At 67.9% G+C, this 16,984-nt stretch carries 17 protein-coding genes; 10 read left to right on the top strand and 7 right to left on the bottom strand.

Annotated elements, in window-relative coordinates:
* Positions 1–38 precede the first annotated feature (38 nt).
* Complete coding sequence (locus ABD104_RS02910; protein ID WP_217896322.1) at positions 39–854, bottom strand: dioxygenase family protein; 816 nt, start codon at positions 852–854, stop codon at positions 39–41.
* A 140-nt stretch (positions 855–994) separates the two neighbouring features.
* Positions 995–1,909 (bottom strand): LysR family transcriptional regulator, encoded by a 915-nt coding sequence (locus ABD104_RS02915; protein ID WP_087839633.1) that lies wholly within the window; start codon positions 1,907–1,909, stop codon positions 995–997.
* Between the two features lie 130 nt (positions 1,910–2,039).
* Here ABD104_RS02915 and ABD104_RS02920 point away from each other — a divergent pair, with 130 nt between their 5' ends.
* Positions 2,040–2,627, top strand: coding sequence for a malonic semialdehyde reductase (locus ABD104_RS02920; protein ID WP_132979332.1), 588 nt, complete (start codon positions 2,040–2,042; stop codon positions 2,625–2,627).
* Positions 2,628–2,655: 28 nt separating this feature from the next.
* On the opposite strand, the gene ABD104_RS02925 is transcribed toward ABD104_RS02920, so the two are convergent.
* From ABD104_RS02925 to ABD104_RS02945, 5 genes are all read right to left on the bottom strand, one after another.
* Positions 2,656–3,633, bottom strand: coding sequence for a tripartite tricarboxylate transporter substrate binding protein (locus ABD104_RS02925; RefSeq protein WP_343927100.1), 978 nt, complete (start codon positions 3,631–3,633; stop codon positions 2,656–2,658).
* A gap of 74 nt (positions 3,634–3,707) precedes the next feature.
* On the bottom strand, positions 3,708–4,304 hold the full coding sequence (locus tag ABD104_RS02930) for a nuclear transport factor 2 family protein (protein WP_343927101.1): 597 nt from the start codon (positions 4,302–4,304) through the stop codon (positions 3,708–3,710).
* Positions 4,305–4,324: 20 nt separating this feature from the next.
* A complete protein-coding gene (locus tag ABD104_RS02935; RefSeq protein ID WP_087839629.1) occupies positions 4,325–5,200 on the bottom strand; it encodes an intradiol ring-cleavage dioxygenase in 876 nt (291 codons plus the stop codon).
* Between the two features lie 232 nt (positions 5,201–5,432).
* Complete coding sequence (locus tag ABD104_RS02940; RefSeq protein WP_132979330.1) at positions 5,433–5,897, bottom strand: DUF192 domain-containing protein; 465 nt, start codon at positions 5,895–5,897, stop codon at positions 5,433–5,435.
* A gap of 205 nt (positions 5,898–6,102) precedes the next feature.
* Positions 6,103–6,336: a cold-shock protein gene (locus ABD104_RS02945; RefSeq protein ID WP_087839627.1), complete on the bottom strand. Its 234-nt coding sequence runs from the start codon at positions 6,334–6,336 to the stop codon at positions 6,103–6,105.
* A 247-nt stretch (positions 6,337–6,583) separates the two neighbouring features.
* On the opposite strand from ABD104_RS02945, the gene clpS reads away from it, so the two are divergent.
* From clpS to ABD104_RS02990, 9 genes are all read left to right on the top strand, one after another.
* On the top strand, positions 6,584–6,904 hold the full coding sequence (clpS, locus tag ABD104_RS02950; RefSeq protein ID WP_087839626.1) for an ATP-dependent Clp protease adapter ClpS: 321 nt from the start codon (positions 6,584–6,586) through the stop codon (positions 6,902–6,904).
* Positions 6,901–9,192: an ATP-dependent Clp protease ATP-binding subunit ClpA gene (gene clpA / locus ABD104_RS02955; RefSeq protein ID WP_087839625.1), complete on the top strand. Its 2,292-nt coding sequence runs from the start codon at positions 6,901–6,903 to the stop codon at positions 9,190–9,192. Before clpS ends, clpA begins: the two co-directional genes overlap by 4 nt.
* A 659-nt stretch (positions 9,193–9,851) precedes the next feature.
* On the top strand, positions 9,852–11,480 hold the full coding sequence (locus tag ABD104_RS02960) for a DEAD/DEAH box helicase (RefSeq protein WP_132979329.1): 1,629 nt from the start codon (positions 9,852–9,854) through the stop codon (positions 11,478–11,480).
* A 194-nt stretch (positions 11,481–11,674) separates the two neighbouring features.
* Positions 11,675–12,607 carry an ectoine/hydroxyectoine ABC transporter substrate-binding protein EhuB gene (ehuB, locus tag ABD104_RS02965; RefSeq protein WP_087839623.1) on the top strand — a complete coding sequence of 311 codons (933 nt, stop codon included), beginning with the start codon at positions 11,675–11,677 and terminating at the stop codon, positions 12,605–12,607.
* Positions 12,604–13,257 carry an ectoine/hydroxyectoine ABC transporter permease subunit EhuC gene (ehuC, locus tag ABD104_RS02970; protein ID WP_132979327.1) on the top strand — a complete coding sequence of 218 codons (654 nt, stop codon included), beginning with the start codon at positions 12,604–12,606 and terminating at the stop codon, positions 13,255–13,257. Before ehuB ends, ehuC begins: the two co-directional genes overlap by 4 nt.
* Positions 13,254–13,922 carry an ectoine/hydroxyectoine ABC transporter permease subunit EhuD gene (gene ehuD, locus ABD104_RS02975; protein ID WP_343927102.1) on the top strand — a complete coding sequence of 223 codons (669 nt, stop codon included), beginning with the start codon at positions 13,254–13,256 and terminating at the stop codon, positions 13,920–13,922. The genes ehuC and ehuD overlap by 4 nt, the downstream gene beginning before the upstream one ends.
* 27 nt (positions 13,923–13,949) lie before the next feature.
* Entirely contained in the window at positions 13,950–14,720 is a 771-nt protein-coding gene (ehuA, locus tag ABD104_RS02980) for an ectoine/hydroxyectoine ABC transporter ATP-binding protein EhuA (RefSeq protein ID WP_132979325.1), read from the top strand.
* 97 nt (positions 14,721–14,817) lie between these two features.
* Entirely contained in the window at positions 14,818–15,501 is a 684-nt protein-coding gene (locus ABD104_RS02985; RefSeq protein WP_087839619.1) for a response regulator transcription factor, read from the top strand.
* The gene (locus ABD104_RS02990; RefSeq protein WP_243724431.1) at positions 15,498–16,922 is read left to right on the top strand and encodes a sensor histidine kinase; all 1,425 of its coding nucleotides are present in this window, start codon (positions 15,498–15,500) and stop codon (positions 16,920–16,922) included. Before ABD104_RS02985 ends, ABD104_RS02990 begins: the two co-directional genes overlap by 4 nt.
* Positions 16,923–16,984 lie beyond the last annotated feature (62 nt).

The raw sequence follows: 16,984 nt of genomic DNA on the forward strand, positions 1-16,984 counted from the left end.
CGCCCCGGGGCATCGTCGTTTCCGGGCTGGCGAGGCGCTCAGCCCAGCATGCCCACGATCGCGCGTCCGACGTAGCCGTGGCCCGGACTGCCTTTCATCACCACGGTCTGCGCGGCGATCTCGGCCGGCGAGTTGTCGCTTAAGATCCCGTCCTTCTCCAGGCTGATGCGCGCATACGCCTGGAGGCTGGATTCGTAGCCGCGCGTCTCGCCATAGACGGCGCCGCAGGCATCCTGCGGCAGCGCCAGCTGCGAGGTCAGGTACTTGCGGTCGTAGCGCGGGGCGCCGTCAGCGGTGGGGTAGACCTCCAGGTGCAGGTGCGGATAGCGCCCGGGGTAGCAGCCCGGGAAGATGGTCTGGAAGCTGACCTGGCCGTGGGCATCGGCCACCTGGACCCCGCGCAGGAAGTTCTCGTCGCGCAGCTCCCGGGTGTACAGCGAATAGCCGCCGTCGCGCGTGCAATGCCACAGATAGACCGCCCGGCCGGGCAGCGGCGCGCAGCCGGCGCTGACGTCGACCAGCTTGATGGTCAGCTGCAGCGGCACGCCCTGAGCCGTGCCGCCGGCACCGCCGAAGCTGCTGCGCAGGTCGCTGCGCACGACGCCGGACGAGGCCAGGACGTTGGCCGCGTTGCTGGTGGGGCCGCCGCCGTTGGCGGGGTAGGGGCCGGCGGTTTCCTCGGGCAGCGCGATGCAGGTGCCCACGGCCGCGGCATCGCCGGCTCGGGCGAGGCCGGGCAGGCCCAGCGCCGCGGCGCTCGCGCCCAGCATGCGGGTCAGCGCGAGGCGCCGGGCCATCCGGCGCAGGTCGCGTTCCAGTTCGGTCGGGGCAAGCGCCGGTTGCGGTTCTGTCATGTGTCTTCCATCGCGGGTCGCCGTGCCGGGCGAAGGGAGGGGCAGGGGCCGCACGCGGCGCCGCCGCTATGGTACTTCGGCGCGCCGGACCGCGGCATGATCGTTTCGCAAGCATACGAAACCGGGATATGCCGCCGGGCTCAACTGGCCCATTTGCGGTCGAAGTCCATCTTGCGGAAGTGTTCCACCATGAAGTCGATGAAGGTGCGCGTCTTGGCCGGCAGGTACTGCCGGTGCGGGTAGGCCAGGTTGATGGTCAGGCGCGGCAGGTCCCAGTCGTCCAGCACCGGCACCAGCCGCCCCGCCACGATATCGTCGTAGACGATGTACTTGGGCTGGACCAGGATGCCCAGGCCTTCGCGCGCAGCGGCGCACAGGACCTGGCCGTCGTTGGCTTCCAGCACGCCCTTCACCGGCAGCACGCGGACTTCGCCCGCGCGCGAGAAGCGCAATTCGTCGTAGCGGTTGGAATACGTGTAGAGCAGCAGCCTGTGGTTCGCCAGTTCGTCGATGGTGCGCGGCGTGCCATGGCGGTGCAGGTAGCCGGGCGAAGCAGCCAGGATGCGCCGTGTCTCGGCCAGCCGGCGGATGGTCAGGTTGGAGTCGGATTCGTATTCGCGCGTGCGCACCGCCAGGTCGATGCCGTTGTCGATCAGGTCGTAGTAGCGGTTGGCGGTGATCACATGGACGTTGACGTTGGGAAAACGCCGGTTGTATTCGGGCAGCAGCGGCGCGATGTGGCGCATCGCGAACGACAGCGACGAGGTCACGCGCAGATCGCCCACCGGGTTGAGCACCGTGGCGTTGACGGCCGACTCGGCCTCCTGCATCTCGCCCAGGATGTTCTTGCTGCGCCGGTAGAACTCCTGCCCGACCTCGGTCAGGTACAGGCGCCTGGTGTTGCGCTCGACCAGCCGGGCCGACAGGCGTTGTTCCAGCGTGGCCAGATGGCGGCTGGCAGCGGCGGTCGACAGGCCGGCGGCCTCGGCGGCGCGCGTCAGGCTGCCCAGTTCCGCGATGTGGACGAACAGCTCCAGTTCGCGCCAGCGGTCCATGCTTGTCCCTCGATTATTAGCAGAATTGCAAAAGTGATTTCCGTTTGCCGGAGCTATGCCGGCGTTTTCGTCCGGGCTGCGCACTTATAATCCGGAACCTCACGACTATTCCGCCCAATCGGAGCTCTTCATGGCCATCATTTCGCAGGAAGCCCTAGACCAGTTGTTCATGTCCGCCCGCACGCAGAACGGCTGGCTGGACAAGCCCGTGTCCGACGAGCAGCTCAAGCAAGTCTACGACATTGCGAAAATGGGGCCGACCTCGATGAACTGCCAGCCGATGCGCGTGGTGTTCCTGCGCACCCAGGAAGCCAGGGAACGGCTCGTGCCCGCGCTCAGCCCGGGCAACGTGGACAAGGTCAAGGCCGCGCCGGTCACGGCCATCATCGCCACCGACACCCGCTTCTACGAGTTCATGCCGCAGCTCTGGTTCCGCGAGGGCGCCAAGGAAATGTTCGAGGGCAACGCCGCGTTGGCCGCCGCCACGGCCGCCCGCAACGGCACCCTGCAGGGCGCCTATTTCATCATCGCCGCCCGCGCCATCGGCCTGGATTGCGGTCCGATGAGCGGCTTCGACATCGCCAAGGTCAACGCCGAGTTCTTCCCCGACGGCCGCCTGACCGCCAACTTCATCTGCTCGCTGGGCTACGGCGACACGTCCAAGCTGTTCGATCGCCAGCCGCGCCTGTCCTTCGAGCAGGCCGCCACGCTGCTCTGATCCCCGCGACCCGCGGTCCGGCCCCGGCTCATTGCTGCTCGATGCCGGCCTTCTGCATGACCGTGCGCCACCGCTCGATCTCGGCGCCGACATGGGTGGCCATCGCCTGAGGCGTGGAGGCCTCCGGCAGGCAGGCCGCCGCCAGCGCCTGCTTGCGGACGTTTTCGTCGGCAAGCACCCGGCGCACCGCCTGGTTCATCTTGTCGACGACGGCGGCGGGGGTGCCGGCCGGGAAGGCCAGCCCGTACCAGGTCGTCACGTCGTAGCCGGCCACGCCCGACTCCAGCGCCGTGGGCGTCTGGGGCAGGCCTTCATAGCGCCGCGGCGACGTCACCGCCAGGGGTTTGAGCTCGCCGGCGCGAATGTGGCCCAGCAGGGGCGAGGCCACGTCCACCAGCAGTTCCACCTCGCCGCTCAGCACGGCGGCCACCGTGTTCGGCGTGCCCTTGTAGGGGACGTGGACGATGTCGATGCCGGTGACCTGGCGCAGCAGTTCGCCGGCGAAATGCTGGGTGCTGCCGATGCCGACGCTCGCGTAGTTCAGCTTGCCGGGCTGCGCCCTGGCCATTTTCACCAGGCCGGCGATATCGGTGGCCGGGAAGTTCTTGCCGGCTGCCACCACCAATGGCTGGGCGCACAGCATGGAGACCGGCGCGAAGTCCTTGACCGAATCGAAGGGCAGCTTGCGGTAGATGGCCGCCGAGACCGCGTGTCCATTGTTCATGACGAACACCGTGTGGCCGTCCGCGGCGGCGCGCGCCACCGTGCCCGCGGCCAGCGTGCCGCCGGCGCCGGGCTTGTTCTCCACCACGATGGGCTGGCCCAGGATTTCCGCCAGGGGCTGGGCCACCATCCGGGCGATGATGTCGGTGCCCCCGCCGGGAGCAAAGCCCACCACCATGCGCACGGGCCGGCTGGGCCAGTCCTGGGCGGCCGCAGGCAGGGCCAGGGTCAAGGCGAGCGCGCACAGCAGCGCGCCCGGCCGTTTCGGGTCGGTATGGAACATCGGTAGTCTCCTGTGTGCTTCTTATTGTGGTTTGCCGCCGGCCCGGAGCCGGCGGCAGGCTTTCCCGCGAGGCGTCAGGGCCGCGCGGATCCCGCCAGCCAGGCCTTGCCGCGAGCGTACAGCGCCTGGACTTCCTGGCCGTGCAGGCCGGGCATGGTGGTCTTGACGTCCATGCCTATCTTGACCTGCAGATAGGCCAGGTGGCGATAGCCCTCGGGGAAGCGCGCCAGCAGCGCCGCGTCCAGTTCCGGGCGGGCGGCCGGGTCCACCGGGTCCATCCTGTCTTTTTCGTAGATGGGCTGGCGTTCGACCATGCCCCAGCGGCCGCCGCGCTTTTCCAGGAAATCGTAGAAGCGGCCGGTGCACACCACGTCGCACAGCACGCCGTCCACGGTGGCGCGCTGGGAAATGGTCATCTTGGTCTGGGCGACGGCCCGGTCGCCTTCGCGGTCGATGGTCATGCCACCCAGGAAGTGCAGGATGTTGACCCCGCGCTCCATGCCTTCCCGGCTTTGCCGGATGAATTCGGTGGCCGAGGCCTGGCACCAGGTCGCGTTCATGCGGCCGTCCTCGTGCCAGACGGTGGCGAAGCGTTCCCAGTCGCCGGCGTCGCGCCACAGCGCCCAGTTCTCCACCAATTCGCGTATGGCGAGTTTTTCTTGGTCGTACATGAGTCCTCCAGTCGGGAAAATCAGGGGGTGGACCCGGAGACCGGGTTCAGCACGAAGTCGAAGTCCAGCGTATGGAAGGGCTGCGCGCTGGTGCCGCCGTCGGGCGTGGGGCCGGGCTCGTGCCGGACCCATTGCGCGATCAGCGACGAGCGCACGCCGAATACCGCGTCGGAGTCCAGGTATTGGTCGCCGTCGCGGAAGACGTGGGTGACCAGGGTCTCGTAGCCCTCGGCGCGGATCATGAAATGCAGGTGGGCGGGCCGCCAGGGATGGCGGCCCAGCGCGGCCAGCATGCGGCCGACGGGGCCGTCGTGGGGGATGGGATAGGCTTCGGCCAGGATGGAGCGGAAATGGAAGCTGCCGTCCGGCGCGGAATGGATGCGGCCGCGGCCCCGGTGGGTGGGATCGTCGGGATTCTGCACGTCGTAGAAGCCTTCCGCGTCCGCCTGCCAGACCTCCATTTCCGCGCCGCCGATGGGCGTGCCGTCCACGCTCCTGACCGTGCCGCGCACGAAGCACGGGTCGCCCTTGGCGCCGTTGGCGATGTCGTCTCCCAGCGCGTACTCGGGCGCGCCTTCGACGAAGAACGGACCGAAGACCGTGGCTTCCGTACAGGCGGGTGGCTTGCGGTGGTTCATCGCGGTCACCAGCGTCGACAGTCCGAGCGTGTCGGACAGCAGGATGAACTCCTGCCGCTTGTCGTCGGTGATGTGTCCCGTGGCGGTCAGGAACTCGATGCCCGCGGCCCATTCCGCTTCCGTCAGTTTCACCTCGCGGGCGAATTCGTGCAGGTGCTGCACGAGGCTGGTCATGATCTGCTTCAGGCGGGCGTCGGGCGCCTGGGCGTGCCGGGCCAGCACGGCCTGGGTGATGGTGTCTTCGTTCAGGTTGCGCAAGGCGTGGTCTCCTGGATGCTTGTTTCTTCCGCCTGCCACGGGCGTGCTCAGGTCGGCTACTGTAGACGTGGCCGGGGACGATTTGAATGGAAAAACCGGAAAAGAGTTTTACGCCAGGCGCAAGGGTGGCCCGGGGCGGCACGCTGAAGGTGCAAGGATGGCGGCGGGAAGGAGAGCCGGAGGCGGGCCCGTCCCGGCATGGGCCGGGACGGGCGCCGGCCGGCAGCAGGTCCTAGCGGACGCCGGGGATGCCTTCCAGGCGCGAGCCGGCCTTCAGCCCGCGCTTGGCGAACCAGCCGCGTTCCATTTCCAGGGCGTAGCGCACGGGCTGGGCGGCGCAGTGGCTGTCTTCCGTCCTGGGCGCCATGTCCTCGATGTTGGCGATGGTGCCGTCATCGGCGATGAAGGCCACCGACAGCGGAATCAGCGTGTTGCGCATCCACATGCATTGGGTGCCGGGCATCTCGAAAATGAACAGCATGCCCTGGTTGGGCCCCAGGCGTTCGCGGAACATCAGGCCGCGCTCGCGCGTGGGCGGGGTACTGGCGACCTCGGCGTGGATCAGGTGCATGCCGGCCCGCAACGTTTGCACGGGCAGCGTGGCCTGGGCCGAGGCGGTCGAGGCCAGGAGGGCGGTGGCGATGCAGGCGCCTGCGCCGGCAGCCAGGCGCGGCAGGAAGGAACGTATGCGGGTCATGACGTCGGCAGGGGGGCGGAAAAGGGTAGGGGCGAGCGTCCACGGGGCGGCGCCGCCGCGGAAGGCTCCCGGCGAGGGTAGCATGACCAGGCCCACGACAAGGTTAAAGGCGCGATGGGCCGGCGCTGGGGGGAAAATGTAGGGGCCCGCCGGAGCAGGTGGCTCTGGCGGGCCCGGGCAGTTCAGGCCGCCGGACCGGAGCCGGTCAGGCCGCTTCGCTGATGTTCAGCGCCTGCTTGCCCTTCGGACCCTGGGCCGCCTCGAAGGTGACCTTCTGGCCTTCTTTCAGGGTCTTGAAGCCGTTCATCTGGATGGAGGAGAAATGGGCGAACAGGTCGTCGCCGCCGTCGTCGGGCGTGATGAATCCGAAGCCCTTGGCATCATTGAACCATTTGACGGTGCCGCTACCCCTCTTGCCTTGGCTGATATCGCTGGACATGACGTAATGCCTTCTTGTAGTCAGTTACAACATATGCGAGGCGCGCTCCCCCGGTGCCGTAGGCAGTCGATCGTGCGCTTCGCCGGTGCGAGTTTTGGTGGGTTTGCTACTTCCGGGGCTTGATAAACCTGGCCCCAGGCATCAAATAATGGGAAAGATGTCCGGCTGCGTCAAGCTCGGGATGGCCCGGGCATATAGGAGTATGCTGATGGCTTGCGGGGCACTTTCAAGTGGATAGAATAGGCGCATGGGCACCGGGTTCGATTCTCAACCGGATCAGACAACGCTGCTTGAGCGGGAACCGTCGAAGACCAAACCACCTCCAATGTTCACGGTGGTGTTGTTGAACGATGATTTCACGCCGATGGAGTTCGTTGTGCTGGTATTGGAGAAATTTTTCAGCAAGGGGCGCGAGCAGGCCACCCAGATCATGCTCAAGGTGCATCACGAGGGTCGCGGCGTCTGCGGAATCTATCCGCGGGACATCGCCAGGACCAAGATCGACCAGGTAAGCCGTTTCTCACGGCAGAACCAGCATCCGCTTCAGTGCATCATGGAGGAAGCGTGATTTCTCAAGAATTGGAAGTTAGCCTTCACATGGCGTTCGTCGAGGCCCGTCAGGCTCGGCACGAATTCATCACGGTAGAGCATCTGCTGCTCTCGCTGCTCGACAATCCGTCGGCGGCCGAGGTGCTGCGCGCTTGCGCCGCCAACCTGGACGACCTGCGCCGCAACCTGCGCAATTTCGTCAACGACAACACGCCCGTGATCCCGGGCACGGAAGAGGCCGATACCCAGCCCACGCTGGGTTTCCAGCGCGTCATCCAGCGCGCGATCATGCACGTGCAGTCCACGGGCAACGGCAAGAAGGAAGTGGCCGGCTCCAACGTGCTGGTCGCCATCTTCGGCGAAAAGGATTCCCACGCGGTCTATTACCTGCACCAGCAGGGCATCACCCGCCTGGACGTGGTCAACTTCATGTCCCACGGCATCACCAAGCAGCCCCAGCTGGAGTCCTCCAGCACGCCCAAGGAACCCGAGGCGGAAGCCGAGGCCGAGGCCAAGCAGTCGCCGCTGGACCAGTACACCCAGAACCTGAACGTGGCCGCCAAGGCCGGCAAGATCGATCCGCTGATCGGCCGCGACAGCGAGGTCGAGCGGGTCATCCAGGTGCTGTGCCGCCGCCGCAAGAACAATCCGCTGCTGGTGGGCGAGGCCGGCGTGGGCAAGACCGCCATCGCCGAGGGCCTGGCCTGGCGCATCACCGAAGGCGCCGTGCCCGACGTGCTGGCGGATGCCTGCGTCTATTCCCTGGACATGGGCGCGCTGCTGGCGGGCACCAAGTACCGCGGCGACTTCGAGCAGCGCCTGAAGGCGGTGCTCAAGCAGCTCAAGGAAAGCCCCAAGGCGGTGCTGTTCATCGACGAGATCCACACCCTCATCGGCGCCGGCGCCGCGTCGGGCGGTACGCTGGATGCCTCCAACCTGCTCAAGCCGGCCCTGTCCTCGGGCCAGCTCAAGTGCATAGGCGCGACCACGTACACCGAATACCGCGGCATCTTCGAGAAGGATCATGCCCTGTCGCGGCGCTTCCAGAAGATCGACGTCAACGAGCCCAGCGTCGAGCAGACCGTGCAGATCCTGCGCGGCCTCAAGCAGCGGTTCGAGGACCACCACAGCGTCAAGTACTCGTCGGCGGCGCTGTCGGCGGCCGCCGAACTGTCGGCCAAATTCATCAACGACCGCCACCTGCCGGACAAGGCCATCGACGTCATCGACGAGGCCGGCGCGGCCCAGCGCATCCTGCCCAAGTCGCGGCAGAAGAAGGTCATCGGCAAGGCCGAGATCGAGGACATCGTGTCCAAGATCGCCCGGATCCCGCCGCAATCGGTCTCCAGCGACGACCGCAGCAAGCTGGCCACGCTCGAGCGCGACCTGAAGGCCGTGGTGTTCGGCCAGGACGCCGCCATCGACGCGCTGTCCGCGTCCATCAAGATGGCGCGCTCGGGGCTGGGCAAGCCCGACAAGCCCATCGGCGCGTTCCTGTTCTCCGGTCCCACCGGCGTCGGCAAGACCGAGGTGGCCAAGCAGCTCGCCTTCATCCTGGGCATCGAGCTGCTGCGCTTCGACATGTCCGAGTACATGGAGCGCCATGCCGTCTCGCGCCTGATCGGCGCGCCGCCGGGATACGTCGGCTTCGACCAGGGCGGCCTCCTGACCGAGGCCATCACCAAGAAGCCGCACTGCGTGCTGCTGCTGGACGAGATCGAGAAGGCCCACCCCGAGGTCTTCAACATCCTTCTGCAGGTCATGGACCACGGAACGCTGACGGACAACAACGGCCGGAAGGCGGATTTCCGCAACGTCATCATCATCATGACGACCAACGCCGGTGCCGAAACTCTGCAGAAGAACGTGATCGGCTTCTCCGGCGCGCGCGAGCAGGGCGACGAGATGGCGGAAATCAAGCGCATGTTCACGCCGGAGTTCCGCAACCGCCTGGACTCGATCATTTCGTTCAAGGCCCTGAACGAAGAGATCATCCTGCGCGTGGTCGACAAGTTCCTGATGCAGCTGGAAGAGCAACTGCACGAGAAGCGCGTCGAGGTCATCTTCACCGATGCCCTGCGCGCCTACCTGGGCAAGAAGGGCTTCGATCCGCTGATGGGCGCGCGTCCCATGCAGCGCCTGATCCAGGACACCATCCGCCGCGCGCTCGCCGACGAACTGCTGTTCGGCAAGCTGGTCAGCGGCGGCCGGGTGACCGTGGACATGGTCGACGACGAGATCAAGCTCAACTTCGACGATACGCCGCCGAAGGCCGCGCCGCAGCCGGAGGTGGAACTGGCGGACTGACCCCCCCGTACGCGCTTACGCGCGCCCCCCAGGGGGCGGCACTGGCGGACCGGCGGAGCCGGATCCGCTGTGCCCTGGGTCTGTGTGGGGCCGTCGATGGTTGTTGGCGGCCTGTTTTTTTGCCGCAGGGCCGCCCCAAGGCAAAAAGCGCCCCCTCGGGGGGCAGCGCCGCCGCGTAGCGGCAAGCGTGGGGGCATATTTTTTGCCGCCGGGCCGCCCCAAGGCAAAAAGCGCCCCCTCGGGGGGCAGCGCCGCCGCGTAGCGGCAAGCGTGGGGGTATTTTTTTGAGGTGTGTGGTTTTGTGGGGTATCTATTAGGGTAAATCTGGGGTAATATTGCTGTACTGCACAAATCACGCCATCGCCCTGTCGGGCACCGGTGTGGCCTTCATGCAGACGATCGGTAACCAAGTGGGTTGACCGAAAACTGCATCGTCTCTGACCTCGTTTTTCCCTTTGCGTTGCGCGCACGGTGATATCGGTCGGCGCCGATGATCCGTCCGGAGCGGCCGTGTCCGTCTCCGCAGCGTAGCGCCAGCTTTCCAGGCTCGATGAATCCGGCCCCGTCCTTGGCGGGGCCATGGCCGCGTTTTTCGCGCGTCCGGGTATGTCCGGCGGGGAAAGGCTTGCGTTGCGCCATACGTAACGTAAGGAATGAATATGTCTTTCACTGAACTCGGCCTTGCTCCCGCCATCGTCGGCGCGCTGACCGAAGCCGGCTTTACCGAGCCGACGCCGGTCCAGGCCCGGGCCATCCCGCTGGCGCTGGAGGGGCACGACCTCATGGTGTCGTCCCAGACCGGTAGCGGCAAGACCGCGGCCTTCATGCTGCCGGCCCTGAACCGGCAGGTCCAGGCTTCGCCGCTGCGCACGCCCGGCGTGCGCGTGCTGGTGCTGACCCCCACGCGCGAGCTGGCCCAGCAGGTGTCGGAAGCCACCCGCACCTATGGCAAGGCGCTGAACTGGCTGCGCACGGCCACGGTCGTCGGCGGCATGCCCTATGGTGCCCAGTTGAAGGCGCTGTCGCGCCGGGTCGACGTGCTGGTCGCGACCCCGGGCCGTCTGCTGGACCACGTCCAGTCCGGCAAGGTGAACCTGTCCGAGGTCGAGGTCCTGGTGCTGGACGAGGCCGACCGCATGCTGGACATGGGTTTCATCGACGACATCGAGGCCATCGTGGCGCGCACGCCCGCCACCCGGCAGACGCTGCTGTTCTCGGCCACGCTGGACGGCTCGGTGGCCCGGATGGCTGCCAAGATGATGCGCGACCCCCAGCGCATCGAGATCGCCAGCCAGAAGGAAAAGCACGCCAACATCACCCAGTCGCTGCTGTACGCGGATGACATGGAGCACAAGATGCGCCTGCTGGACCACCTGCTGCGCGACGTCAACATCCAGCAGGCCATCGTCTTCACCTCGACCAAGCGCGCGGCCGACGATCTGGCCGACACGCTGGCCGACCAGGGCTTCGCCGCCGAGGCGTTGCATGGCGACATGAACCAGCGCCAGCGTACCCGTACCCTGGGCAACATGCAGCGCGGCCGGGTGCAGATCCTTGTCGCCACCGACGTGGCGGCGCGGGGTATCGACGTGCAAGGCATCAGCCACGTCGTCAACTTCGACCTGCCCATGCAGGCCGAGGACTACGTGCACCGCATCGGCCGTACCGGCCGCGCGGGCCGCGACGGCCTGGCGTTCACGCTGGCCGCGCATGGCGAGCGTCACAAGATCCGCACCATCGAGCGTTATACGGACCAGAGCATCCCCGTCCAGGTGATCCCCGGACTCGAGCCGCAGCGCGCGCCGCGGCCCGGCTCCGACCGTCCGCGCCGCGGCGGCCCCGGCGGCAAGCCGGGCTGGCGCCAGGGCGGCCGTGGCGGCTACCAGAATCGTGAAGGCGGGCAGCGGCAGTACGAAGGCCGTGGCCATTTCGACCGCAACCGCGACGAGCGTCCGGCTTTCGGCGACCGTCCGCGCGGCGAGCGCCGCCATGGCGAACCGTCCCAGGGCGAACGCCAGGGCTACGGTGAGCGCCGGTACGAGCCGCGCTTCCAGGACGATCGCCGCGAGCGTTCGCCCGAAGGCCAGGGCTACGCCGCCCGGCCGCGTGGCGACCGTCCGCAGGGCGAGCGCACCTGGGGCGATCGTCCCCAGGGCGGCCGCCCCGAAGGCGACCGCCGCGAGCGTCCGGCCCAGGCCTGGGCCGACCGTCCCCGCGCGGCCCGTCCGGAAGGCGATCGCCGCGACGCGCCCGTGCGCCGCTTCGATTCCCGTCGTCGCGCCGCCTGACGGCATCCTGCAAGGCAACCCGGCGCGGCGGCCAGCCGCCGCGCCCGACGCCCCCGACCCGCGGCCCCAGGTCGCGCGCGCGGGCGTTTTCACGTCCGGGCCATCGCGCATCGTCCAGATCATTCGCCTTCAATTGATTTGAACTGAAATATTATTAGGAGATATGATTTGCCTTGGTATTGCCCGGGCGACTCATGACTCGTTTTCTTCTTGCGACGTGGACGGCGGTATGGCTGGCAGGCATCGCGCCTTCGGCGGGAGCGGCCGACGCTGGCGCGACTCCCGGGGCCGCGGCCCAGCCCGACAGCCTGCAGCGCGCCGTCCAGGCCGGCCGGTTGCGCATCGGCTATGCGAACGAGGCGCCGTTCGCCTACATGGACAGCCGGGCGGGCCGATTGACCGGCGAAGCCCCGGAAATCGCCCGCGTGATCCTGGGGCGGCTGGGCATAGGCGAGGTCGAAGGCGTGCTGACCGAGTTCGGCGCGCTGATCCCGGGCCTCCTGGCCGGCCGTTTTGACATGATCGCCGCCGGCATGTACGTGCTGCCCGACCGGTGCCGCCAGATCGCCTTCTCCAATCCCACCTACGGCGTGGGCGACGGGTTCCTCCAGCGTACGGACAATCCGCGCCGATTGCATGGCTATGCCGACGTGGCCGCCGACCCCGGCGCCCGCGTGGGCGTGGTGGTCGGGGCGGTGCAGAACGACTACGCCGCGCGCGCGGGCGTGCCGCCGTCGCAGGTCGTGGTGTTTCCCGACGTGGTCAGCGCGGTCGAGGGCGTGGTGGCGGGGCGGGCGGACGTCTATGCCGCGACGGCGCTGACTTTGAACTACGTGCTGACCAAGGTGCCGGACTGGCAGATCGACAAGGTGGCCCGGTTCGTCCAGCCTACCGAGAACGGCGAAGCGGTGCGCGGGTACGGCGCGTTCGGCTTCCGCCAGGGGGACGTGGCGCTGCGCGAAGCCTTCGACCGCGAGCTGGCGCATTTCATCGGGACGCCCGAGCACCAGCGCCTGGTCGAGCCTTTCGGCTTCACCGCGAACGAACTGCCGGGCGACGCGACGTCGGCGCAGTTGTGCGGGCAGTCTCCCGCCGCCGCGCCCGCCCCGGCCTCCGATCCGTCATGACCGACCTTCCCGAGCTATTGCCGCCCTTGCTGCGCGGCCTGTGGGTCACCTTGCAGCTCACCGCGGGCGCGGCGGCGCTGGCCATCCCGGCGGCGCTGCTGTCCGGCCTGGGGCGCATGTCGCGGCGGCCCTACCTATCGTGGCCCGCGGCCTGCTACGTGGAGGTGTTCCGCGGAACGTCCGCGCTGGTGCAGCTTTTCTGGGTCTACTACGTGCTGCCCCTGCTGGGCCTGCGGCTGCCGGCGGTCTGGGCGGGCATCCTGGTGCTGGGCCTGCATACCGGGGCCTACGGAGCCGAGATCGTGCGCGGCGCGATCGCCAACGTGCCCAAGGGGCAGGCCGAGGCCGCGGTGGCGCTGAACATGACGCCGACGGCCACGCTGTGGCGCATCCTGGTGCCGCAGGCCGTGCCGCTGATGCTGCCGCCGGCCGGCAACCTCCTGATCGAACTGCTCAAGAACACCGCCCTGGTGTCGCTGATCACCATCACCGACCTGACCTTCAGCGCGCAACTGCTGCGCAGCGAGACTTTCCGCACCGTGGAGGTGTTCAGCATCGCGCTGCTCATGTATTTCGCCGCCGCCCAGGTCCTGAACGGCGGCATGCGGCTGCTGGAGCGGCGTGCGGCCCGCCACCGGGGGCGGACATGAGCGCGGCCGCCAGCCAGCCGCTGTTCGACTGGGGCTATGCCCGCGCCGTGCTGCCCACCTTGCTGGACGGCCTGGCGATCACCGTGCAGGCCACGCTGCTGGGCATGGCGCTGGCCGTGACGCTGGGGCTGGTGCTGGCGCTGATGCGAAGGGCGCCGCTGCGGCTGCTGGCCTGGGGCGCGGCGCTGGTCATCGAGTTCGTGCGCAGCACGCCGCTGCTGATGCAACTGTTCTTCCTGTTCTACGTGCTGCCGGTCACGGGCGTGCAGTTCTCGCCGCTGGCCACCGGCGTACTGGGACTGGGCGTGCACTACGCCGCCTACTGCGCCGAGGTGTACCGGGCCGGCCTGGAAAGCGTGCCGCGCGGGCAGTCGGACGCGGCGCTGGCGCTCAATCTCGGTCGCTGGCGGACGCTGCGGGACGTCATCCTGCCGCAGGCGATCCCGCCCATCGTGCCGGCGCTGGGGAACTACTTCGTCGCCATGTTCAAGGATACGCCGCTGCTGTCGGCCATCACCGTGGTGGAACTGCTCCAGGCCAGCAAGATCGCCGGTTCGGCCACGTTCCGCTATACCGAGCCGCTCACGCTGGTGGGGCTGATCTTCCTGGCGCTGAGCCTGGCCGCGGCCTGGGGAGTGAGGCGCGTGGGAGCCAGGCTGCGCTGAGCCGGACGACGACATGAAGGAGGACGCATGAGCGCCAGTGTCACGCTGGAGAATGTCTGCAAGCGCTACGGCGAGGTCGAGGTGCTGCGGGGCCTGGACCTGCACATTCCGGCCGGCCAGACGGTCGCGCTGATCGGTCCGTCGGGGTCCGGCAAGTCGACGCTGCTGCGCCTGCTGATGACGCTGGAGCGGCCCGATGCCGGCCGCATCCTGATCGATGGCGAATCCATGTGGACCGAACGGCGGGGCAGCCGGGAAGTCCCGGCCCGGCCGGCGCATCTGCGCAGGGTGCGGGGACGGATAGGCATGGTGTTCCAGCACTTCAACCTGTTCCCCCATATGACGGCATTGCGCAATGTGGCCGAGGCGCCCAGGCACGTGCTGGGGCTGGGCCGGGACGAGGCCGAGCAGCGGGCGCGCGAATACCTGGATATGGTGGGGCTGGGAGACAAGCTGGATCGGTATCCCGCCAATCTTTCCGGCGGCCAGAAGCAACGGGTCGGCATTGCCCGCGCGCTGGCCATGCGGCCGGAAGTCATGCTGTTCGACGAGGTGACCTCGGCGCTGGACCCGGAACTGGTGGGCGGCGTGCTGGAGATCATGCGGGAGCTGTCGGCGCGGCGCACCATGACGATGATCGTCGTGACGCACCAGATGAAGTTCGCCGAGCGCAGCTCGGACCGCACCCTGTTCTTCGACGGCGGCCGCATCGTCGAGGACGGACCGTCCGCCCAGGTCTTCGGTCATCCGGCCCGCGCGCGCACGCGCCAGTTCCTGGAAGCCGTCATCGAGGCCTGAGGCGGCCGTCCTGGTCGCGGCAACGAGGGTAGACTATTAGGAGCCCGGCGCCATCCACGCGCGCCGGATCTTCATCAGTCGGGAATCGTTAGCCGCCATGCGCTGCCTGGTCATCGAAGACGAAGTCGATACTTCGCGCTATATCTGCAACGGTCTGAAGGAGGCCGGCCACGAGGTGGCGGCCTGCCGCGACAGCGCCGACGGGCTCAATCGCGCCATGACCGAGGCCTGGGACGTCATCATCCTGGACCGCATGCTGCCCAACGACGTGGACGGCCTGTCCATCCTGACCACGCTGCGAGGCATAGGCAAGACGACGCCCGTGCTGATCCTGAGCGCGCTGGCGGGGCTGGACGAGCGGGTCAGGGGGCTGCGCGGCGGCTGCGACGACTACCTCACCAAGCCGTTCGCGTTCTCCGAGCTGGCGGCGCGGGTCGAGGCCCTGTACCGCAGGGCCCGTGCCCGCGACGATGTGCGCGAACTGCGCATCGCCAATCTCCGGGCCGACCTGACCAAGCGCACCGTCGAGCGCGACGGCAAGACCATCACGCTGCAGCCGCGCGAGTTCCGCCTGCTGGTCTACCTGCTGTTGAACCAGGAACAGGTCGTGACCCGCACCATGCTGCTCGAGGCGGTCTGGGACTATCGCTTCGATCCGCAGACCAACGTGATCGATGTGCAGATCAGCCGCCTGCGCAACAAGATCGACAACGGCTTCGCGCCTCCCCTGATCCATACGGTGCGCGGGGTGGGGTACATGATCTCGGCGGCGCCGCGTTGAGCACGGCCTACGACGACTATCCCGGCCGCCAGACCGGGCCGCTGGCCTTCGTCCGGCGCCTGTGGCAGTCGGTCGCGTTCCGGCTCGCGCTGGGCTATGGCGTGTCGGTGGTGCTGTTCATGATGGTGCTGCTGTCGGTGCTGTACGTGCAGACCATCGGCGTGCTGCAGAATCGCATCGACCGGCAACTGGTGTCGGCCAGCCACCGGATGGTCAGCCATTTCGAGGCCTACGGGCCCGAGCGGCTGGCCGACGACATCACCGAGACCCTGACCGACGGCGTCAACTCCGATACCGAGGTCTACCTGCTGGCCACAGCGGCGGGCAAGAAAATGGCGGGCAACATCGCCGTTTCCCGCGACCTGCTCAAGCCCACCTTCGGGATCGTCGAAAAGCAGGTGCTGCGGGACGGGCGCATCTCCTACAGCCGGTTCCGCACGGAACTGCTGGCCGACGGGTCCGTCCTGCTGGTCGGCCGCGACATGCGCGACCAGAAGGACCTCGAGCAACTGGTCGGCAACGCGCTGATGGCGGCGGCGGTGGTCTCGGTGCTGCTGGCCATCATCGGCGCCATCGTGTTCCGCGACCAGCTCGAGAGCCGGGTCGGCGCGATCCGCCGCACCGCCGCCCAGATCGAGGCCGGCGACCTGACGCAGCGCATCCCGGTGTCCGGCAAGGACGACGAGTTCGCGCGCCTGAGCCACGACATCAACCTGATGCTGGACCGGATCGAGATCCTGATGGACGGCGTGCGGCACGTCTCCAACACCATCGCCCACAATCTGCGCACGCCGCTGTCGCGGATCCGCGCCAAGCTGGAAGTGGCCAGCCGTCCGGGCACGGACCCGGCGCAGGTGGCGCAGGCCACGACCTTCGCCATCCGCGAGATCGAGGAACTCACCATCGTCTTCGACAAGCTGCTGCAGATCGCCGAGGCGGAGTCGGGCGCTCGGCGCCAGGCTTTCCAACCGGTATCGCTGAACGACATCGTGGCCGACGTGGTGGAACTGTACGAGCCGGTGGCCGAGGAAAAGGGCGTGGAGCTGCGCGTGCGCATGGACGAAGACGTCATGGCGGCGGGCGACAAGGACCTGCTGGCCAGCGCCGTGGCCAACCTGCTGGACAACGCGATCAAATACGCCGGCAGCCCCGCCCGCGTCACGGTCAGCACGCAGCGAGAAAGCGACACGGTGTCGCTGGTGGTGCAGGACAACGGGCCCGGCATCCAGGCCATCGAGCGCTCCAAGGTCGGGACCCGGTTCTTCCGGCTCAACCGCCGCGTACCGGGCTACGGCCTGGGCCTGGCCAGCGTGACGGCCATCGCCAGCCTCCACAACGCTTCGTTGGACCTGGACGACGCCGGCCCCGGCCTGGTGGCCCGTATCACGCTGCCCAGGCTGGGAAAAATGACAAAACGGTAATGTTTCGGCCATGCTTTCCCTTTCAGCCGGTCGCTAACATCACGCGATCCGGATCAGGAGTG

The sequence above is a fragment of the Pigmentiphaga daeguensis genome, from assembly GCF_039523035.1.
In the GTDB taxonomy this organism is placed as follows: domain Bacteria; phylum Pseudomonadota; class Gammaproteobacteria; order Burkholderiales; family Burkholderiaceae_B; genus Pigmentiphaga; species Pigmentiphaga daeguensis.

What these genes read in the sequence shown, in the direction of transcription:
- ehuD (WP_343927102.1), top strand. Translation starts at nt 13,254, where the DNA reads ATGAGCGCGGCCGCCAGCCAGCCGCTGTTCGACTGGGGCTATGCCCGC.
- ehuC (WP_132979327.1), top strand. Translation starts at nt 12,604, where the DNA reads ATGACCGACCTTCCCGAGCTATTGCCGCCCTTGCTGCGCGGCCTGTGG.
- ABD104_RS02960 (WP_132979329.1), top strand. Translation starts at nt 9,852, where the DNA reads ATGTCTTTCACTGAACTCGGCCTTGCTCCCGCCATCGTCGGCGCGCTG.
- ehuB (WP_087839623.1), top strand. Translation starts at nt 11,675, where the DNA reads ATGACTCGTTTTCTTCTTGCGACGTGGACGGCGGTATGGCTGGCAGGC.
- ABD104_RS02915 (WP_087839633.1), bottom strand. Translation starts at nt 1,909, where the DNA reads ATGGACCGCTGGCGCGAACTGGAGCTGTTCGTCCACATCGCGGAACTG.
- ABD104_RS02940 (WP_132979330.1), bottom strand. Translation starts at nt 5,897, where the DNA reads ATGACCCGCATACGTTCCTTCCTGCCGCGCCTGGCTGCCGGCGCAGGC.
- ABD104_RS02925 (WP_343927100.1), bottom strand. Translation starts at nt 3,633, where the DNA reads ATGTTCCATACCGACCCGAAACGGCCGGGCGCGCTGCTGTGCGCGCTC.
- ABD104_RS02930 (WP_343927101.1), bottom strand. Translation starts at nt 4,304, where the DNA reads ATGTACGACCAAGAAAAACTCGCCATACGCGAATTGGTGGAGAACTGG.
- ABD104_RS02910 (WP_217896322.1), bottom strand. Translation starts at nt 854, where the DNA reads ATGACAGAACCGCAACCGGCGCTTGCCCCGACCGAACTGGAACGCGAC.
- ABD104_RS02945 (WP_087839627.1), bottom strand. Translation starts at nt 6,336, where the DNA reads ATGTCCAGCGATATCAGCCAAGGCAAGAGGGGTAGCGGCACCGTCAAA.
- ABD104_RS02920 (WP_132979332.1), top strand. Translation starts at nt 2,040, where the DNA reads ATGGCCATCATTTCGCAGGAAGCCCTAGACCAGTTGTTCATGTCCGCC.
- ehuA (WP_132979325.1), top strand. Translation starts at nt 13,950, where the DNA reads ATGAGCGCCAGTGTCACGCTGGAGAATGTCTGCAAGCGCTACGGCGAG.
- ABD104_RS02985 (WP_087839619.1), top strand. Translation starts at nt 14,818, where the DNA reads ATGCGCTGCCTGGTCATCGAAGACGAAGTCGATACTTCGCGCTATATC.
- clpS (WP_087839626.1), top strand. Translation starts at nt 6,584, where the DNA reads ATGGGCACCGGGTTCGATTCTCAACCGGATCAGACAACGCTGCTTGAG.